18 protein-coding genes are annotated in these 19,709 nt (G+C 54.7%); 4 read left to right on the forward strand and 14 right to left on the reverse strand.

What is annotated here, in order from left to right; translation table 11 throughout:
- Window positions 1-63: 63 nt before the first annotated feature.
- Complete coding sequence (gene acs / locus HKD27_RS08130; protein WP_194689116.1) at window positions 64-1,971, forward strand: acetate--CoA ligase; 1,908 nt, start codon at window positions 64-66, stop codon at window positions 1,969-1,971.
- A 20-nt stretch (window positions 1,972-1,991) separates the two neighbouring features.
- Here the strand turns inward: acs and HKD27_RS08135 are convergent, their stop codons facing one another.
- Entirely contained in the window at window positions 1,992-2,303 is a 312-nt protein-coding gene (locus tag HKD27_RS08135; RefSeq protein ID WP_062496060.1) for a hypothetical protein, read from the reverse strand.
- Window positions 2,304-2,463: 160 nt separating this feature from the next.
- Between HKD27_RS08135 and HKD27_RS08140 the strand changes: the two genes are divergently transcribed.
- Genes HKD27_RS08140 through HKD27_RS08150 form a run of 3 tightly spaced genes read left to right on the forward strand, consistent with a single transcriptional unit; the run spans window position 2,464 to window position 4,878 of the window.
- The gene (locus tag HKD27_RS08140; protein WP_062496058.1) at window positions 2,464-3,444 is read left to right on the forward strand and encodes an AEC family transporter; all 981 of its coding nucleotides are present in this window, start codon (window positions 2,464-2,466) and stop codon (window positions 3,442-3,444) included.
- Window positions 3,441-3,908, forward strand: coding sequence for a low molecular weight protein-tyrosine-phosphatase (locus HKD27_RS08145; RefSeq protein ID WP_194689117.1), 468 nt, complete (start codon window positions 3,441-3,443; stop codon window positions 3,906-3,908). The genes HKD27_RS08140 and HKD27_RS08145 overlap by 4 nt, the downstream gene beginning before the upstream one ends.
- A 37-nt stretch (window positions 3,909-3,945) precedes the next feature.
- Complete coding sequence (locus HKD27_RS08150; protein WP_194689118.1) at window positions 3,946-4,878, forward strand: 2-hydroxyacid dehydrogenase; 933 nt, start codon at window positions 3,946-3,948, stop codon at window positions 4,876-4,878.
- Between the two features lie 3 nt (window positions 4,879-4,881).
- Here HKD27_RS08150 and HKD27_RS08155 read toward each other — a convergent pair whose 3' ends face one another.
- From HKD27_RS08155 to edd, 13 genes are all read right to left on the reverse strand, one after another.
- Complete coding sequence (locus tag HKD27_RS08155) at window positions 4,882-5,640, reverse strand: NAD kinase (protein ID WP_062496143.1); 759 nt, start codon at window positions 5,638-5,640, stop codon at window positions 4,882-4,884.
- 373 nt (window positions 5,641-6,013) lie between these two features.
- Window positions 6,014-8,113 carry a flagellar biosynthesis protein FlhA gene (gene flhA, locus HKD27_RS08160; protein ID WP_194689201.1) on the reverse strand — a complete coding sequence of 700 codons (2,100 nt, stop codon included), beginning with the start codon at window positions 8,111-8,113 and terminating at the stop codon, window positions 6,014-6,016.
- A 52-nt stretch (window positions 8,114-8,165) separates the two neighbouring features.
- Window positions 8,166-8,483, reverse strand: a complete 318-nt coding sequence (gene fliN, locus HKD27_RS08165; RefSeq protein ID WP_194689119.1) for a flagellar motor switch protein FliN — start codon at window positions 8,481-8,483, stop codon at window positions 8,166-8,168.
- A gap of 9 nt (window positions 8,484-8,492) precedes the next feature.
- On the reverse strand, window positions 8,493-9,143 hold the full coding sequence (locus HKD27_RS08170) for a hypothetical protein (protein WP_194689120.1): 651 nt from the start codon (window positions 9,141-9,143) through the stop codon (window positions 8,493-8,495).
- Window positions 9,143-10,156, reverse strand: a complete 1,014-nt coding sequence (locus HKD27_RS08175) for a flagellar motor switch protein FliG (protein ID WP_194689121.1) — start codon at window positions 10,154-10,156, stop codon at window positions 9,143-9,145. Before HKD27_RS08175 ends, HKD27_RS08170 begins: the two co-directional genes overlap by 1 nt.
- Window positions 10,153-11,832, reverse strand: a complete 1,680-nt coding sequence (gene fliF / locus HKD27_RS08180) for a flagellar basal-body MS-ring/collar protein FliF (protein ID WP_194689122.1) — start codon at window positions 11,830-11,832, stop codon at window positions 10,153-10,155. The genes HKD27_RS08175 and fliF overlap by 4 nt, the downstream gene beginning before the upstream one ends.
- A gap of 174 nt (window positions 11,833-12,006) precedes the next feature.
- Window positions 12,007-12,747: a flagellar hook assembly protein FlgD gene (locus HKD27_RS08185; RefSeq protein WP_194689123.1), complete on the reverse strand. Its 741-nt coding sequence runs from the start codon at window positions 12,745-12,747 to the stop codon at window positions 12,007-12,009.
- Window positions 12,748-12,762: 15 nt separating this feature from the next.
- Window positions 12,763-14,088 (reverse strand): flagellar hook-length control protein FliK, encoded by a 1,326-nt coding sequence (locus tag HKD27_RS08190; protein ID WP_194689124.1) that lies wholly within the window; start codon window positions 14,086-14,088, stop codon window positions 12,763-12,765.
- 212 nt (window positions 14,089-14,300) lie between these two features.
- Complete coding sequence (locus tag HKD27_RS08195; RefSeq protein ID WP_194689125.1) at window positions 14,301-14,651, reverse strand: hypothetical protein; 351 nt, start codon at window positions 14,649-14,651, stop codon at window positions 14,301-14,303.
- A complete protein-coding gene (purH, locus tag HKD27_RS08200) occupies window positions 14,648-16,225 on the reverse strand; it encodes a bifunctional phosphoribosylaminoimidazolecarboxamide formyltransferase/IMP cyclohydrolase (RefSeq protein WP_194689126.1) in 1,578 nt (525 codons plus the stop codon). Before purH ends, HKD27_RS08195 begins: the two co-directional genes overlap by 4 nt.
- Complete coding sequence (locus HKD27_RS08205) at window positions 16,222-16,785, reverse strand: metal-dependent hydrolase (RefSeq protein ID WP_194689127.1); 564 nt, start codon at window positions 16,783-16,785, stop codon at window positions 16,222-16,224. The genes purH and HKD27_RS08205 overlap by 4 nt, the downstream gene beginning before the upstream one ends.
- A 122-nt stretch (window positions 16,786-16,907) precedes the next feature.
- Window positions 16,908-17,531, reverse strand: coding sequence for a bifunctional 4-hydroxy-2-oxoglutarate aldolase/2-dehydro-3-deoxy-phosphogluconate aldolase (gene eda, locus HKD27_RS08210; RefSeq protein ID WP_194689128.1), 624 nt, complete (start codon window positions 17,529-17,531; stop codon window positions 16,908-16,910).
- Window positions 17,532-17,543: 12 nt separating this feature from the next.
- On the reverse strand, window positions 17,544-19,391 hold the full coding sequence (edd, locus tag HKD27_RS08215; protein WP_194689129.1) for a phosphogluconate dehydratase: 1,848 nt from the start codon (window positions 19,389-19,391) through the stop codon (window positions 17,544-17,546).
- Window positions 19,392-19,709: the final 318 nt, after the last annotated feature.

Consider the following 19,709-nt stretch of genomic DNA (forward strand, 5'->3'; position numbering starts at 1 on the left):
AGCCAAATATAACGATGCGCCCGCTATATGGCGTTCGTCTTTCGTGCGTAAGGTTTCAGGTCCATGTCTCTTTCCTCCCAACCTCATACATTCCGCCTGACTCCGGCGGACTATGGCCATCTGGTGGAGCAGGCCACTGTCGCGCCTGAACATTACTGGGAGCGTGAGAGCACACGGCTGAACTGGAGCACCACGCCCAGTCAGGCCCATTGCACCGAACGCGGCTGGTTTCCGGATGGGGTGCTCAATGCGAGCGTCAACTGCCTGGACCGGCATCTTGAGACGCGCGGCGATCAGAACGCCCTTGTCTGGCAAGCCGAAGAGGCCGACCGGGTTGTGACCTTCACCTACCGGACGCTCCACGAGCGCGTCTGCCGCATGGCGAACGTGCTGCGTGAACAGGGCGTGCAGACCGGGGACCGGGTTGCCATTCACCTACCGTCCGTGCCGGAAGGCCTGATCGCCATGCTTGCCTGCGCGCGGATCGGAGCCATCCATGTGGTTCTTTTCGGCGGGTTCTCTCCGGAAGCGATTGCCGACCGACTGGCTGACAGTGGCGCAGTGCTGGTCATTACTGCCAATATGGGACGCCGTGGTCCCAAGCGAATCCCGTTCAAGACGACGCTGGACGCCGCTCTGGACCTCCGTCCGGAAGCTCTGGCCGTCAGGCATGTTCTGGTCGTGAGCGTGACGCAGGACGAGGTTGATCTGACGGCGGGACGGGACCTGTGGCTGACACCCCTTCTGGATGAGGCATCGGCCGACTGCGCTGCGCAGGACATGCCGGCCTCAGCCCCGCTGTTCCTGCTGTACACATCGGGCAGCACCGGAAAGCCCAAGGGGATCGTGCATGGCACCGGCGGCTATCTGGTCTGGGCGTCCTACACCCATGAACTGGTTTTCGATCATCAGGAAGGCGACATCTTCTGGTGCACCGCCGATATCGGCTGGATCACCGGGCATACCTATGGCGTTTACGGCCCCCTGCTGAACGGCGGAACGATTCTGCTGTTCGAAGGCATGCCGTCCTATCCAGGACCGGGCCGCTGGTGGAGCGTCATTCAGGACCACAAAGTCACGACGTTCTATACGTCTCCTACCGCAATCCGCGCTCTCATGCGCGAAGGCGATGAGGTTGTGCAGCGTCATGACCTCTCCTCCCTGCGCGTTCTGGGGACTGTCGGCGAGCCTATCAGCCAGGAAGCCTGGTCCTGGTTCAATGACCATGTCGGTGGCGGGCGCTGCGCTTTCGTCGATACCTGGTGGCAGACCGAAAGCGGCGGGATCATGATTTCGCCCGTTCCGGGCGCCGTCCGGGAGAAGCCGGCTTCCGCCACGCTCCCCCTGCCCGGTGTCCATCCGGTTCTTCTGGATGAACGCGGCGCTCCGAAAGAAGGCGCAACGGAGGGTGTGCTCTGCCTCAGGGGATCCTGGCCCGGCCGGGCGCTCACGATCTGGAATGATGCTGCCCTTTTCGAGCGCACCTATCTTCAGCCCTATCCCGGCTACTATTTCACGGGTGACGGCGCGCGGCGTGACGAAGACGGGTATTACTGGATCACTGGACGCGTTGACGACGTGATCAACGTCTCCGGTCACCGGATCGGCTCTGCCGAGATCGAAGACGCTCTGGCGACTGAACTGGCCATTGCGGAAAGTGCAGCGATTGGCGTTCCGCATGACCTCAAGGGACAGGGAATCGTCGTCTATGTCGTCCCACGCGATAACGCGCCCGAAGATCTTCACATCCGGGCGGCGAAGGCCATCACATCAAAAGTGGGCCGCTATGCGGCGCCGGAACGCGTCCATGTCGTGCCGGACCTTCCCAAGACCCGCTCGGGGAAAAGCGTTCGCCGCCTGCTTCGCAAGATTGCCTGCGGAGAGACCGAAGGATTTGGCGACCTGTCCACCCTTGCTGATCCTGAGATCGTTGCAACGCTGATCGCGCTGATCCAGGTGCCGGAAAGCTGATCTGTCAGTCCTGACAGGGTTCAGACATCGGTCGTCCCGCCCGATGTCTGAACCGGGATGAGCGCGTCGCTCAGGAACCCGAAGACGACATGCATGAAATAGACGGAAAAAGCCGCGACCAGCAGCACGGCAAACAGCCGTCCGAAAATCCTGAACGACGCCACGATCAGCGCTCCCAGAAGCAGGAACAGCAGCACCGTCTGTGAGTTGCCCTGTATCCCGAGACTGGCCAGGACGGTGCGGGCCATGACCTCGGTGATCGCCACACCGGCCACAACCACGCCCAGCAGTCCGAGGATCAGACCCCACAACGTATCGAGTATGGATTGCATCACGTGATCTGGCACCGATTGAAAGAGGACAAGATCACTCCACAAAGCCATTCTCCGTGGCTCCGGTCAACTGTCATCTGCCATGGGGATAGACGAATGTTGGAGCGACCGTTACGAAAGGTGATCTTTTCCTGACCGGATTTTCTCACATGGATCATCTATGACGAATTCGCCTGCCCTGCTGCTGACGATCGTTCAGTCCATTCTCCCGATTCTCGTGACGCTGGGATTTGGATATTTCGCGGCATACCGAAAAGATTTCGATGCCCAGCAGGCTGGTGTTCTGACACGTCTGGTCATGCTCTACGCGCTTCCACTGGAACTGCTGGCATCCATCCTCAGTACGCCCCGCAACCAGGTTCTGGCAGCGGGGCCGGTGGCAGCTCTGATCCTGCTGGCCATGATCGGCGGTTACGGCCTGATCTTCGCCATTCTGCGCGTACTGCTCAAACGCCGCCTGGGCGAAGCGGCCCTGATCGCAATGACCATCACGGGCCCCTCCGTTCCCTTCATCGGTATTCCTGTCCTGGGACAGATCTTCGGGCCGGCCAGTTCGGTGCCGATTTCGATCGCGTCCCTGGCCATGAATCTGGTGCAGCTTCCCACCACCCTGATCCTGATGGGACATGACCGCGGCACCCGCCATCGGGTCGAGACTGAAGGGGAAACCCGGAACGAACTCCGTGAGCTTTTCGGGCATCTGATGCATTCCTGCCGGGAGCCGGTCGTCTGGGTTCCGATGATGGCGCTTGTTCTGGTCAGTGCCGGCGCCTTCCTGCCACAGTTTCTGAAGGGCTCACTTCAGCTGCTCGGCCGCACGACAGGTGGCGCGGCGCTGTTCGCATCGGGCGTGGTGCTATTTACGCGTCAGGTGAAATTCAGCCCTCTGGTCGGCGTGATTGTCAGCGTCCGGAATGTCATTATTCCCGGAATCATCTATGCGCTGGCCCGTCTGTGGCACCTTCCCCTGCCTGCCCTTCAGGAGAGCGTCCTGACGATGGCGATCCCCAGTGCGTCGATCAACGTCATCCTTGCCATGCGCTATCATGTGCTGGAACGTGAAATTGCATCCGTTCTGTTCTTTGGAACGTTAAGTTCAATCTTCACGATGGCATTTTTCATTTGGCTGACAGGTGCATGACCAGTTTTCTTTTCGTGTGTACGGGCAATATCTGCCGCTCACCTCTGGCCGAACTGGCCATGCGCCGCGAAGCCAGCCTTCGCGGACTGACCCTCGATATCGACTCTGCGGCAACCGGACGCTGGAATCTCGGCGAGGCTCCTGACCCCCGTGCGCGTGTCGTCGCGTCCCGACAGGGTCTGGATGCCTCACCGCTTCGGGCACGCCTGGTCACCGAAAAAGACTTCGATCGCTTTGACTACATCATTGCGATGGACCGTTCCCATCTCGCCATCCTCAGGCAGATGCGCCCTCACCACTCAAAAGCGCGCCTTTCCCTGATGCTGGACCATATTCCCGCCCGTACCGGACAGGACGTCATCGACCCCTATTACGGGCCGGATGAAGGGTTCGTCACGACATGGGAGGACGTCGAGGCCGCTTGTGCCGCCCTTGCCAGAACAGTTCTTGGTCCCCGCCCCTGAAGCTTCTAGCTTGAGCGGAACAGAAATGGAGAGTTTCATGTCATCCAAACCTGACATTCTGACGATTGATCCCCTCGTGCCGGTCATGAAGGAAAGGCTGGAGAAATCGTTTACACTCCACCCCTACACATCGCTGGAAAATCTGAAGAACATTGCTCCTGCCATCCGCGGGATCACGACAGGTGGCGGGTCCGGGGTTCCTTCCGAAATCATGGACGCCCTGCCCAATCTTGAAGTCATTTCCGTCAATGGTGTGGGTACGGACCGCATCAATCTGGATGAGGCAAGACGCCGCAACATCGGGGTCGCCACAACCCAGAACACTCTGACGGACGACGTGGCCGACATGGCCGTTGCGCTGATGATGGCAGTAATGCGGGGCATCGTAACGAACGATGCCTTCGTTCGTGCTGGAAAATGGCCGTCCGCCACGCCTCCCCTCGGACGAAGCCTGACACGGAAAAAAGTGGGCATCGCAGGATTTGGACATATTGGCCAGGCGATTGCCAAACGCGTCTCGGCGTTCGGTATGGAGGTGGCCTACTTCAACTCACACGCCCGGCCTGAAAGCAATTGCTACTTCGAACCTGATCTGAAGGCCCTGGCAACCTGGTGCGACGTCCTGATCCTAGCGGTCTCAGGCGGCCCACGGTCCGCCAACATGATCGATAGAGACATCCTGGATGCTCTGGGCAAGGACGGTTTCCTGGTCAATATCGCCCGTGGAACAGTGGTGGACGAAGCCGCACTTCTGAGCGCCTTGCAGGAGAAACGCATCGCTGGCGCCGGACTCGACGTTTTCCAGAACGAGCCGAATATCAACCCGGCTTTTCTAAGCCTGCCAAACACCGTTCTGCAGGCCCATCAGGCGTCGGCCACCATCGAAACCAGAACGGCTATGGCTAATCTGGTCGTAGACAACCTGATTGCCTATTTCACCGATAAAACCCTGCTGACACCCGTCATCTAAGACCTATGCCACGAACTGTTCGGCAATGATCCGCTCTGAAAGACCGTGATCGGGATCGAACAGGATCGTGGCTTTCCGGGAACGGTCTTCCCGGACAACAACCTCGGCCACATCACGGATTTCCGTAAAATCTGCTACTGCTGCTGTTGCCCTCTTCTCAGTATCAAGCAGTGTCAGTTTTACGACTGCGCTCGACGGCAGCAGGGCGCCCCGCCAACGCCGGGGCCGAAAAGCGGAAATCGGTGTAAGAGGAAGAATATTGGCGCTCAAAGGCACAATAGGTCCATGAGCGGACAGGTTATAAGCTGTTGATCCGGCCGGCGTGGAAACGATTATTCCGTCGCAGATCAGTTCCTCAAGACGCAACCGGCCATCTATTTCTATCCGGATACGGGACGTCTGCCGCGTCTGACGGAAAAGAAACACATCATTGAATGCCAGTGCGCTTTTGACTTTCCCGGCCACTGTCGTGGCAGTCATGTGCAGCGGGTGGAGAACCGACGGCTGGGCATTTTCGAGACGCTGTAAAAGGTCTCCCTCATCGGCAGCATTCATCAAGAACCCAACCGTCCCATAATTCATGCCGTAAATAGCAATGCTTTTATCCAGAACCTTGTGCAGGGCCTCGAGCATGAAACCGTCCCCCCCCAGACAGACAACAACATCCGCCTCGTGAAGCCGCACATCTCCGTATTTCTGTGAAAGTCGGGCCAGTGCCGCCTGGGCGCTGTCCGTTGAAGAGGCAACAAAATGAATTTTCATAAAAAATCGCATCAGCCTGAAATCAGCAGAGATCATTTTCCCTATTGCCGGTCTCCTTAGCAGATGAACGGCTTGAGGAAGCATTATTTTTCAGAGCCAACAATAGCATCAGAAATCTCTGCCCATCTCAAAATTGGATCGATAACAGACATTCAGTGGAGCCTGAAGAAAGGAAATATTGTATCGTACTGGCACGTTGAAGCGACCGTATTATCCATATCAGAAACTTGAAAGAATGGCCGCCACTCATTCGTCCATCAGGCCGGGCCGGTAAGATTTCGCATTTCGAGAAAATCCCTCGCTCGCCACCTTCTGACATCCACAGCCAGCGGTCAAACAACTCAAATCGACTATCAAAAATATAATGAAATTATTATATTGACCCAATAGTACGTATTTTGACGCGCGGCGAAATTTCCTCTTGTGCTAAAACGCTTATAGAAGGCTGTATACGTTCTATTATGCGCCTGATGGGAAGTCGGATATTTCTCGAAACCAATATTACTGGCACCTCCCCTTGCTTGGAGGCACTATCAAGACAGAATTTAACGCGAGACACGAACTCATTCATTTTTGACGGAGAAAAATTAATCTGTTTTTCTTCGCCCGAATTAGACAAATGATCCAAAATAAACATCTCCCAGTCAGGACTGAGGGTCACAATTGGAATATATCCCTGAGGACCAATGACTGATGCACTGATTTGACGAGCCAGTCTGGTCCGAACATGAGAAACTAACGCTGCAACAGTTTTTAATCCTTGGCTACATCCCTCCTGCAAAGCCTCTAGAATACTAACCAGATCACGGATTGATACCCGTTCTTCAAGAAGGGACTGCAGAGTTCTTTGTATTACACTAACTGAAATCTGAGAGGGAACCAGATCTATGACCAATTTCTGCTGCTCTCTAGGCATCTCATCCAGCAGTTTTTGCGTCTCCGAATAAGAAAGAAGGTCTGGCATATTATCTTTAACCAATTCGGTTAAATGCGTGATGATTACACTTGCAGGATCAACAACCGTGTACCCCTGAACAATGGCATTTTCCCGCAGATTTTGATCTATCCACAATGCAGGCAAGCCAAAAGCGGGTTCTTTGGTTTTTTCTCCCTCGATATTTGGCTCTCCCCCCCGTGGATCCATCGCTAAAAACTTATTCAGCCTGACTTCACCCTGACCGACCTCTATCTCCTTAATAGAAACTGAATAAGAATCAGGCGGTAAAAGCAGATTATCTTGGATACGAACAGGTGGAAGGACGAAACCCATATCGCTTGCAATTGTTCGACGAAGTATTTTTATTTTTTCTGTTAAACGCGTCCCCTCACCGCTTGCGATCGCCAACAGATTAAAGCCCAATTCCAGTCTCAATAGATCAACCTTCAGGCTTTCCGAAATTGGAACTTCTGCGGGAACAGGACTTTCGGGAACTACAACAGAATCTCCATCATTATCCGTACCAACCACGGGAGTCCGGTATCTTATCCAAGCCGCTCCCCCAGCCAAAACTGCTAGAAACAAAAAGGGAAATGTCGGCAGACCTGGGATTAATGCCAAAACCACTGCCGAGCCGGAAGCCAAGGCAAGCGGTTTAGAATTGCCACCCAATTGACGAACAAGAGCAACGTCAGCTCCGCCTTCAGTCCCACCCTTTGTTACGACAATACCTGAAGCCGTAGAAACCAACAGGGCAGGGATTTGCGAAACAAGACCATCACCTATTGTCAACGTCGTAAACGAGGTAGCTGCATCTGCTATCTGCATACCGTGGCGAACAACACCTATAGTTAATCCGCCTACAATATTGATAGCGGTTATGATCAGACTAGCAATCGCGTCTCCACGCACGAATTTGGCAGCACCATCCATCGCGCCATAGAAACCACTTTCCTCTTCAAGTTCTCTACGTTTTTTACGTGCGACAGAATCAGTAATAGCGCCTGAGGATAGTTCAGCATCAATTGCCATTTGTTTTCCCGGCATGGAATCCAGAGAAAACCTAGCCGCAACCTCGGCAATACGTCCCGAGCCTTTGGTAATAACCATAAAGTTAACAACCAGAAGTATCGAGAACAAAATAGCCCCGATAACTACGTCTCCGCCCATCAAGAAGCCACCAAAAGCCGCGACAACATGGCCCGCAGCATAGGTACCTTCGTATCCGTGACTCAGAATCAAGCGCGTAGTTGCTACCTCAAGCGAAAGCCTCAGCAGGGTTGTTAGTAGAAGGAGTGTAGGAAAAGATGTGAAATCAAGCGGCTTATTTAAAAATAACGCAACCATCAGAACCAAGATGGATAACGTAACCGACAGCGATAATCCGACGTCTAAAACAAACGTCGGAAGAGGCAAAACCAGTATCGACAACAGTGCCGAAACAGAGAGAGCAAGCCCAATATCCGAGCCAGGAACCCACTTTTTTAAAGCGAGTACGCTCTGAGGAATATTATTTGATGAAAAAATCCTTCCCATCTCGGAAGAGAAACTTTTCTTTATATTATTCATTTTTCTTCTGAGATGGTTTTTAATTTTCTGACTTTACAATTTCAGTCATGGTGACGCCTAAACGCGTCTCATCCACCATGACCACCTCACCTCTTGCAATTAAGCGATTATTGACAAGAATATCGATTGGATCTCCAATCTTCCGGTCCAACTCCACCACAGCTCCCCGCCCCAGCTTCAATAATTGGTTTATCGGCATTGTAGCCATCCCTAATACTGCGCTTACTGTAACAGGAATGTCATAAATAGCCTGCAAATCATTAGGCGTTTTACCGCCTGAAATTTCTTCTTTTGAAAACTGTTCTTTTTCTATACTGAAATCATTTTTATCCAGCATTTTTTCCTCCTACTTTTCATGAGAGAGCGAGAGAATTTCTGACGTTATTTCAGAAACAACTTTATCCGCATTCCGAACAAACAGACCTGTATCCCAAGAAACCTTGAAATCCCCTCCTTTCTTCGCTTCATCCACAATAATATTTATTGTTTTTTGTTTAGATTCTCTAAAATACCCTTCTATTTTTTCAGAAAGTTCTTGAGAACAAGTTAATTCCAGCTGCAATTTATCTTTTATGAATAAATTATTTTTTTCGATCGTTCGCTTTGCCTCTTCCATTCCATACTGCATCAAAAGCTCCGGAAACAGATTCATAAGCATTTTCAGAAAAAAAGACGTAGCCTGCTTAGAAATATCCTTCTCTATGTTTTTTATACTATCAGATATTCTATATATTTCTTTTTTTATTTCATTTTTATAAAAATTCTCTATGCTTATTTTTTCATTATCAAATAATTCCTTTCCTGATAATTTTCCTTCCTGCAGTCCCCTTTGATAAGATTCTTCTAAAAGTTCATCAGATAGCGTATTAGTGTTTTCGTTCTCGATGGGCGGCGGTATATCGTCATTTTTCTCTACATTGCCCGGCAAGACCCTATCGAAGTCCTCCGCGTAGAGAATTCCAGAAGCATTATTGCCTCCTGAGAAATTGTGGACCATCAGACAATCATCTCATTTCCAGGCTGTTCTTGATCAATCAGATCAATTTCGCCTCGGTCTACAAGATCTTTCGCAATAATAAGAATTTGGTTCTGTGCAGTATCAACATCTTTTACTCGCACAGGACCCAAATCTTCAATTTCATCCATAAGAATACGACCTGCACGCTCCGACATGGAAGCAAGAAACGCCTGTCTCAATTTATCGCTTGCACCTTTAAGGGCCAGCGGCAGGCTTTCCCGAGGTATCTGGTTCAGCAATACTATCAAACTCTCACTGGAAAGATTGACGAGCTCTTCGAATGTAAACATAAGACTTTTGATCTGTTCGGCATCATCCTGACTCCGCTCTTCCAGAGCAGTCATAAATCTACCTTCAATGCGCCTATCAAAATTGTTAAATATGTCAGCCAGAACCTCATGGCTATTCCGGTTTATTCCGCGCGGAATATTTGACACAAATTCCGATCTCAGTGTCTTTTCAACGCTTTGAAGAACGTTTTTCTGTATTGTTTCCGTTTTAAGCATTCTCATCATGATATCTAATGAAAATTCTTCCGGGAAAAGCGCCAGAACTTTAGCCGCATGAGAAGGTTTGATCCGACTTAATATAACGGCAACAGTCTGTGGGTATTCGTTTTTCAAATAATTCGCGAGAACTGTCTCTGATACATTACCGAGCTTATCCCACATCGTACGCCCGGCAGGCCCACGGATTTCCTCCATGATTGCTGCAGCCCGATTGGCGGGAAGAGCATTTTTGAGAAGCTTTTCCGTACTTTCCAGATCTCCGACTACACCTTCAGCAGACCCTAAACCCTGGCTAAATTCATGGCATACTTTTTCGACGGTATTTGACGAAACAATACCCAACTGAGCCATTGCAGATGAAATTTCTCTAATTTCTTCTTCATGCATCTGCTCGAACAAACGAGAACAGTTTTCCTCGCCCAAGGCCATCATCAGAATGGCCGCTTTTTGTACGCCGGAGATATTCTTTTCCATATCCATCATCCTCCCGCTCCTTCCTGAGAAGGAATCAACCATCCTCTTACCAAAGCAATACTTTCAGATGGATGAGTTTCCACGAGATCTACAACTTTCTGAACGGAAGAGGCTCTAATTCGTCCCTGTACTCCACTGACAGAGACTGTTTCTTCATCAACCGGTTCAGCATTCACATAAGCCGCCTCGAGCATAGGAGTTCTTGCTCTCTCGGATTGACTGTCGGGCAGATAAACAGCGCCTTGCGAAGAAAGATCGGCACTTGGGGTACGGGCTTCAGAAGTGGCAAAATTGAGCAATTTCCCAGAGCTGGACTCTCCAATCGGCCGGAGTAATGGGCGCACGACAAAGAACAGAACCATCGCCAGGCAGGCTGCGAATAATCCAAACCTTATCGCCTCCATCTGATTTGAATGGGTGAAAAACTTGCTCCAGCCGGAAGGCTCTGGCTTCATTTCCATGTCCATATCCGTAAACTTCATGGACATCACGGTAACTACGTCACCCCTACTCTGATCGAAGCCAACAGCACTTTTGGTCAACGCGGTTAGCCGACCAAGTTCTTCCTGATTGCGCGGCTGCCATGACGCATGGTCTTTTCCATCAGACTGGCTGATACCATCGACCATGACGGCCATACTGATACGGGCAATGCGTGGCTGATCCTGAACGAGGGTCCGGACTGTCTTGCTTATCTCATAGTTATTCGTTTGTTCTTGCCGGTTGCTCTGACTTCCATTCTGCTGCTGCCCCGCATTGGCGTTCGGAAGATTATTTGCCACCGTCGTGTTGGTAGAGCCTTGGGCATTGATGCTTTTTTCTGTCTTGGTCTGTTGCGACCTCAGAACCTGCTGGTCGGGATCATAATTTTCCTGGGTTTCCCGAACATGATCGTTATTCATGGTGACATTGGCTTCTACACGCACATGCCCCGGCCCCAGTGAAGATCCCAGCAGATCCTCGACTTCACGCGCGATACGCTGTTCAATCAATTGCCGCTGCTCTTCCGCAGACTGACCGCCGTTCGAGTTTCCTTCTCCCTGCTTGAGAAGAACATGACCACGATTATCGATCAGGGAGATATTGTGGGCGTCCAGCCCGGGGACCGCTGCTGAAACCAGGTTAACGACTGCCGCAATGCTTTCTTCATCCAGCCGACGTCCACCGTCCATTGAAAGAAGGACGCTCGCCTGAGCATTCTGTTCATCTGTTGAAAAAAGCTCCCTGTGACGCAGCACAAGATGCACTCTAGCATTCCGGACGCCATGAATCAGACGGATTGAACGTTCCAATTCGCCCTCGAGTGCACGGGTTTCATTGATCGTCTGTTCGAATTGCGTGGCCGTAAAGCTGTTGCCCTTGTCGAATATCTCGTATCCGACAGACCCACCTGATGGCAGGCCACTTTGAGCCAGAAGCAATCTGGCACGTGCAACGTCGTCATCAGGTACCATAATCGTGCTGCCCTGATCCTGAAGACGATATTTGATGTGGGCCTTTGCAAGCTGCTCTACGATTTCACCCGCTTCATGCGCTTCCAGATCACGGTAGAGCAGGCCGTTTGTGGCGTTGACTCCATGAAGGACAAGCACGCCGAGCAGGACCAGCATAGCAACGCCAACGCCGCCAAGAGCAGCCAGACGCGGCAGTCCCAACTGCTTGAGGTTTGCTAGAAGCGCTTTCACCGGCTGCTCTCTTTCCAGTTTTTCAGTGAATCGTCATCTTGGCGACTCTCTTTAGAAAAACCTTCCTGCATTGCCCACATGAGCACTCACCCCTAAACCCAACTGTCGATAATGCTGATTGTGGAGCAAAAAGGTTAACGTACGCCTAACAATGGGCATTATCAGTCACTGGAATCAGGTGGTCGAAAATCCGGTCAGATCGCTCATGTCAATGGTAGCATCGCCCATATCAATATTAACGCCCGTTATTCCCTTTGAAACACCAGTGACAGTCCCCGTTATCGTAGTTGGAAGAGAAACGCTGGTACCATCAGTAGAGCTTCCCTCTACAGCAACCGTATAAGCGCCATCGCTTAACTGCGTACCGCTGTTGTTCTTGCCGTCCCATGTCCAGGTACTTGTTCCTGCGGATACATTGACTGTTTCGGACTTCACGACCGTACCCGTACTGTCCGTTACGGCAATCGCGACATCTTCTGCCTGCGGCGCGGTAAACGACAGGGATGCAGAACCGCTCTGAAGCGGCAGACTGGAACTGCTCGCAGTTGTCGTCTTGCCGATCAGGCTGACCGCTGAAGCCATCTGGTTGTCCTGCGTCGCAGAAATCAGGCTGGTCAGATTTGTATTGGTCTCGACCTGCTGCTGGACGCCGGCAAACTGAGCGAGTTCGGCCGTAAAGGAATCAGTGCTGGTTGGGTTACTGGGGTCCTGATGCTGCAGCTGTGTTGTAAGCAGCGTGAGGAACTGGTTGAAATTCCCCCCCAGAGATGACAGCGAGCTGCTCGAACTGCTGGCACTCGTTGACGTACTGGAAGAAGCAGAGGCTGCGTTTGCTGCCGCATTGCTTTTCGCGGCTGCAATAGCCTGACTTAGAAGCGACGTGCTGGCGGTCGTTGTACCAACTGAAGAAACCATGTTTCGAATCCTATGTTAGACGGTGAGATCGACGACGCCACGCAGAAATCGGCGTTCAGGGGCTGGAGTATCAGTCGCAGATGAGGTCCCCCTTGCTTCCCCTCCTGACTGATTATTGCTTCCCTGCCGCTCATCCTGGGATGACATGCCCAGAAAAGAGGGTTGCGAAAGACTGATCTGGATATTCGGGGGGATGATGCTCTGCGAGGCAGTCACGGAAACGGAACTCTGCGCCAGACTTGCAAGCAATGTATCGCGGTCGTCTTTTAAAGACTGATAGACTTCCGGATTGTCGGTATTGATGTGAATCCGCTGCTCCATGGCAGTCGTTTCACCAATTTCCACATGGACTTTTTCGTGGTGGCCGACATTTATTTCAATATGAGTTGTCGTGCTTCCGTTACTGTTCTTCTGATAGAGCAAAGGCTGCTGCTCGTCATGACGGGAGACCTGTTCATTATTGCCCGCCGTCTCGGAAGCATTTTCTGACTGAGCGGCATGAGACGTCTCAGTGGCTGAATCAGTGGATGTTTTCTCCGCGGATACAGAGTCCAGTTGAAATGCCGGAACGCTCTGTGCTGCAGTCGTCATATCCGAGACAGTATTTCCTTTTACTTCTGCACTATCCTGCTCTACCGAAAAGCTGGTCTCTTTTTGAGTGGATGCTTCGATCCCACCCGTTTCTGAATTTGACTGTGTGGTGTCAGCTAATGACGGGTGGTTTTTCTGCACCGCATCGTCCGCAGCAGAGACGTTCGATCCAGCCACAGGGATATTTGCCTGTGGCGATACGTTCTCCGTTGAATGGTCATCAGCAGCGTCAGCCCCCTCACCCTGCGTCAGGGCAGGTTTTTCTGCCTTCTGCCCACCAGCAACCGAATATTTGTCACTGCTCTTTGTGGAATTCGTTTGAGACGTCTTCTGCTGCCCGTCCCCGGCGACTTTTTGAGGCTGTTCCTTACTAACTGCCATGGCGCTCGTCTGAGCGGCATGGGGCGATACAGTATTCTGAGCCGTTGCACTAACCTGCTTCGCAGAAGCAGAATGCTGCTGAGAGCTTGCAGTTTCATTGCGCTTCGTGGCGGCGGCCATTTCAGAGCTGGTTTTCTGAATCTGGGTTTGCCCCTTCTCCTGGGATAAAGATGCCGCAGCTTTTATGGCGCGGGGCTTGTCTGTTGAAGCTTTCTGGCTCGCATCTGCATGTGCAGGGGTTTTCTGGTGCACATAGCTTTCCAGAAAATCACGAAAACGCTCATTCGACGCCAGCTGGGTTTGCGGCAGGGTTTCGAGCCGTCCTGCCCCCGTTGTCGTTACAACTGCGGATGTCGTGACATGTGACAAAACTGTGTGCCTCCGGATCCGCTGACAATGGGAAACCCGGGGAAACTGTTGGCACAGGAACAGTAAAGAAAGCGTTTAGCGGCCCCAAAAGCATACACCCCCGAGAAAACCTTTTTTCAGGCTTTCTCGGGGGCGCTAGAGCACAATGTCAGGGGCTACAGAACTGAAAGGCTCATCCCCTCAGAAACATGCAGCGACTGGCACCTTAGGACTCAGGGATGGATCGCATCATAAGCCGGAGACCCCGCAAAAGGTCCGCGCGGGATTGTGGGCGCGCTGGGGCATACAGGCGGGTTGCCTTCCAGAGCCAGCGCCTGAACCGTATGCGTCGTCGTAGAGATCAGACCCCTGACAGCCAGTTTCTGGTTCAGCCGGACACCTGCCAGGAGTTCGTCCGGCAGAATGACTGCGGTTCCATCGCGCAATTTCACGCCCGTAGGCGTGATGCCGGAGACGATCCCCTGCGTGACGGGCAGCGGCGTCATGTCATAGACGCAGGGAGCAGCCTCGGCTGCGGAGACGGACAGAGCCAGGACCAGGCTGGCGAAAGCGAGCTTTTTCAATGTCGGAAATGCCTCATGCCGGTGAATACCATGGCGATCCCGGCAGCATCTGCCGCATCGATCACCTCCTGATCGCGAATGGAGCCGCCTGGCTGAATGACAGCCACAGCGCCCGCCGCAACGACGCTCTCAAGACCGTCAGCGAAGGGAAAGAAGGCGTCCGACGCCGCGACCGAACCTGTCGTCAGCGGTGCGCGCTCTCCGGCTTCCTTCGCAGCATCCTCGCTCTTGCGCGCTGCGATACGCGCGCTGTCTACGCGGGACATCTGCCCGGCGCCAATGCCGACCGTTGCCCCGTTACGGACATAGATGACAGCGTTTGACTTCACGTGCTTTGCGACACGGAACGCAAACAGCAGGTCCTTCATTTCCTGAGCCGTTGGTGCGCGCTTGGTCACGACCTTCAGATCGGCTTCCGTCACACGGCCCGCATCACGGGTCTGAGCCAAGAAGCCACCCGCGACGGAGCGGAACGCAAGCCCTTCGGCGGCCGGATCCGGCACGCCCTGTGTCAGCAGCAGACGCAGGTTCTTCTTGCGCGACAGGATCTCGATTGCTTCCGCATCAGCATCGGGAGCCACGATCACTTCGGTGAAGATCTTGCTGACCCTCTGGGCCGTGGCGCCATCCAGCGTCCGGTTGACCGCAACGATGCCACCGAAAGCCGAGACCGGATCACAGCGCAGGGCCGCGATCCAGGCCTGTTCCAGAGTGGTAGCAGAAGCCACGCCACACGGATTGGCATGCTTGACGATCACAACCGTCGGCTCGTCGAACTCAGCGACGGCTTCGAATGCGGCATCCGTGTCGTTGATGTTGTTGTAGCTCAGGGCCTTCCCCTGAACCTGACGTGCACTTGCAACGCCCGGACGCTGGCTGCCGTCGCGATAGAAGGCGGCCTTCTGGTGCGGGTTCTCACCATAGCGCAGCAGATCATCGCGGGTGCCGCTCAGTGTCAGAACGGGAGGAAGGATCTCACCGGCCTGCTTCGCGAACCAGCGGGAGATCATGCTGTCATAGGCAGCCGTATGGGCATAGGCGGAGGCAGCGTAATCGCGACGTTCCGCCAGAACCGTGCCACCCTGTTCCAGCGAGGCGATGACAGCCGCATACTGACGCGGATCGGTCAGGATCGTGACGTGATCGAAGTTCTTGGCGGCGGCGCGGATCATGGCCGGCCCACCGATATCAATGTTCTCGATGCAGTCCTCGTCCCCTGCCCCGGACGCGACAGTCGCGGCAAAAGGATAGAGGTTCACGCAGACCAGATCGATCGGCGCAATGCCGTGTTCCGCCATCTGCGCGACATGGGCCGGAAGGTCGCGGCGACCTAGAATGCCACCATGCACCTGCGGGACGAGGGTCTTGACCCGGCCGTCCAGGATTTCAGGGAAGCCGGTATGCTCCGAGACATCCTTGACTGTCAGACCCGCCTCACGAAGGGCCTTCGCAGACCCTCCCGTCGAAAGCAGTTCCGCACCGTGGGCGGCGAGCGCACGCCCCAGTTCGATCAGTCCCGTCTTGTCAGAAACGGAGAGAAGGGCGCGACGGACGGGGAGTCGGGTCTCAGTCATGATGAGAATGAAATATCCTTCAAAACATGTCCGCGCAACCGCGAGTGATGCGCAGAGGGAGGAACATGACCCGGAACAGGGCCATTTCCGGAAAATCCTGCCCAACCCAGAAGGCAGAGAATGGGCACAAGAAGCATGATTTCTCCGATCCCGCCAGTCCGGACATAGGGCCAGAGCGAGAGTCGCGAGCGGCTGAGCGGTGCGAAGAACTGGCACCCCCCTGTCGGGAGATCAGCCGCGATATGCGTCCCTGCCCCCAGCAGAAGCGCACCCCAGGGGCCACGCAGGCTCTCGGGTCCCATCAGACCGTGCAGCGCGGCCGCGGCCAGAAGCAGCATCACCCCGGAATGTGTGAGGCCACGATGACCAAAGGTCTTTGCCAGAAAACGGGAAAGGAATTTCAGCCGGCTGCCGAGCATGGAGCGTTCGGTATCGATGTCTGGCAGAAGACTACCCAGCAATCCCGTGCAGACGGAGAGCGGTTCAGGCGACAGGATATGCCAGCGCATCGCGCACAGCACGGCAAAGCCGCCAATCAGCAGATGGGAACGTCCGGTCACGCGTCCTTATGGTCTGCTTCGACGTGTCTCGCAAACCATTTGTTCACAAAACGTTCACGGATGCCGCAACATTCTGACGGCATCCGAAAAACGCTTTGACGATCAGACCAGAAGCGGTTCGGTCAGACCGTCAAGAGTGCCGCAGCCGTGGCGCGCTGCCGGACCTTGTCCGCATCGAACGTCCCGGCCGTCACCCAGGATCCACCGACGCAGGCCACGGACGGAAGGGCCAGCCAGTCCGGCGCGCTCTCTTCCGTAATGCCGCCCGTGGGGCAGAAGCGGACATTGCTGCCGAAAACACTGGCCAAGCTCTTGAGCGCGGGAATGCCGCCATTCGTCACGGCCGGGAAGAACTTGAAACGCGACAGGCCCAGATCCAGACCACGCATGATGTCGCCAGCATTGGCAACGCCCGGCAGGAACGGGACGTCATGCTCGACCGACGCCTTTGCCAGCGCTTCCGTCAGACCCGGGCTGACGATGAAGCGGGCACCAGCCTTTACGGCACGGTCCATGTCGGACGGATTCAGCACCGTTCCCGCACCGACCAGCGCGCCCGGCACTTTCGACATTTCCTGAATGGCTTCCAGGGCGCAGGGCGTGCGCAGCGTGACTTCCAGCGTGGACAGGCCACCGGCGACTAGTGCTTCGGCCATCGGGCGGGCCAGCGCCACGTCATTGACCACCAGCACCGGCATGACCGGACAACGGCTCATGACGGCGTCGAGTTTGGCAGTATCGATCATCAGAACTCTTCCTTAGTGAATGTCGTCGCCAACGGCTTCGATCACGCGATCCATCTGGGCCAGCATGGCCGACCCTCCAGCCTCGGCCGGATCATGCACCGAACGCATCAGCGCGAACAGTTCGCGGCCCGTTCCCAATGCTGGGAGCGGCGGAGCAACCGGCTTGCGGCTCTCCCACTCGGCGGCATCCACCAGAGCCTCGATCTGTCCCGTGACGGCACAGACGCGGATCATGTCACCGTCCCGCACGCGGGCGATCGGACCGCCAACCTGCGCTTCGGGACCGACATGAATGGCGGCCGGCACCTTGCCGCTCGCACCGGACATACGACCATCCGTGAGCAGAGCCACCTTGAAGCCGCGATCCTGAAGCACGCCGAGCGTCGGCGTCAGCTTGTGAAGCTCCGGCATGCCGTTGGCTTCCGGTCCCTGGAACCGGACGACCACGACAACATCACGCTCCATCTCGCCATTCTGATAGGCCGTGATGACGTCATGCTGGTCCTGGAAGACCCGTGCCGGCGCTTCAACGGTCAGATGCTCAGGCGCGATGGCGCTGCTCTTGTAGATCGCGCGGCCCAGATTACCGGTCATCAGGCGCATACCGCCATCGGGGCGGAAAGGCGTAGCCACATCGCGCAGGATATCGGTGTCCGTGGACGGCTTCGCGTGGGTGTAGACGATCTCATCGCCTTCCAGCGAAGCGCGACGGGCATAATCGGAGAAACCGCCACGTGACACCGTCAGGATGTCCTTGTGCAGCATTCCGGCGCGCGTCAGTTCGGCGATCACGGTCGGCATGCCACCCACGCGGTTGAACGCGTTCACGTCCTCGGAACCGCTCGGATAAACACGGGTGATCAGCGGAACCGCAGACGACAGGCGGCTGATGTCTTCCCAGTCGATCAGGATACCGGCGGCCCGGGCAATGGCCGGAAGATGGATCGAATGGTTAGTCGAACCACCCGTCGCCAGCAGCCCCACTGCCGCATTCACGATGGCCTTTTCATCCACGCAATGGGCAAGCGGACGCACATCCTCGCCGTTCAGACCGATCTCGGCCAGACGGTGAATGCCCGAGCGCGTCATGGCCTGACGCAGCTTCGTGTTGGGATTGATGAAGGCCGAGTCCGGCATCATCAGACCCATGATCTCGACCATCATCTGGTTCGTATTGGCTGTACCATAGAACGTGCAGGTGCCCGGGCTGTGATAGGAGGCATTTTCCGCTTCCATCAGCTCGTCCTGACCGACCTTGCCCTGCACATAGAGCTGGCGGATGCGCTGCTTTTCCTTGTTCGGCAGACCAGACGGCATCGGGCCTGCCGGGATCAGCATGGCCGGAAGATGACCGAAGCGCAGGGCGCCCATCAGAAGGCCCGGCACAATCTTGTCGCAGATACCCAGCAACGCCACGCCTTCGAACATGCCGTGGCTCAGCCCGACCGCCGTGGACATGGCGATCACGTCACGGGAGAACAGGGAGAGTTCCATGCCCTCCTGCCCCTGCGTCACACCGTCACACATGGCAGGCGCACCGCCCGCAACCTGGGCCGTGGCACCGACTTCACGGGCGAACAGTTTGATCTGCTCGGGATAACGACCATACGGCTGATGCGCCGAGAGCATGTCGTTATAGGTCGTGATGACGCCGATATTGGTCCCGGTGGGACGCATCAGATCCGGCTTGTCGGGGCTGGATGCTGCGATGGCATGCGCCAGATTACCGCAGGCCAGCTTGGGCCGGAGCACGCCTTTGGCGCGGTTGCGCTCCATCAGGGCGAGATACCGGCGACGGGAGACTTTCGAACGCTCGATGATACGGGCAGTCACGCTCTCGACGACGGGATTCAGAGACATCTGGAAATACTCGCTACTCGGCTGATGCCTGCAATGCGTTCAGGAAAGGCCGACTTTCCGGCGCAAGGCACGGTATCGTGATTGAGGCATCGTACATACGGAAAGCCCCTTCCCAGAGCAAGCCATCCGCAAATGAAAACCTTGATATTCTCATTTTTATTTCAAGACATCACGCCATATGGTCTCTTAGTTCCAAAAATAACACCGTCAGAGCAACAATGTGAATAAGATGTGTTAATACCGGTTTTCATAAATCCCGGATGCCCCCGCACGAAGGCTGACGCGCAGTGCGGGGCACGGCTGCAAAAGAAATCAGCC

The sequence above is a fragment of the Gluconobacter sp. R75690 genome (genome assembly GCF_015244525.1).
GTDB lineage: Bacteria > Pseudomonadota > Alphaproteobacteria > Acetobacterales > Acetobacteraceae > Gluconobacter > Gluconobacter potus.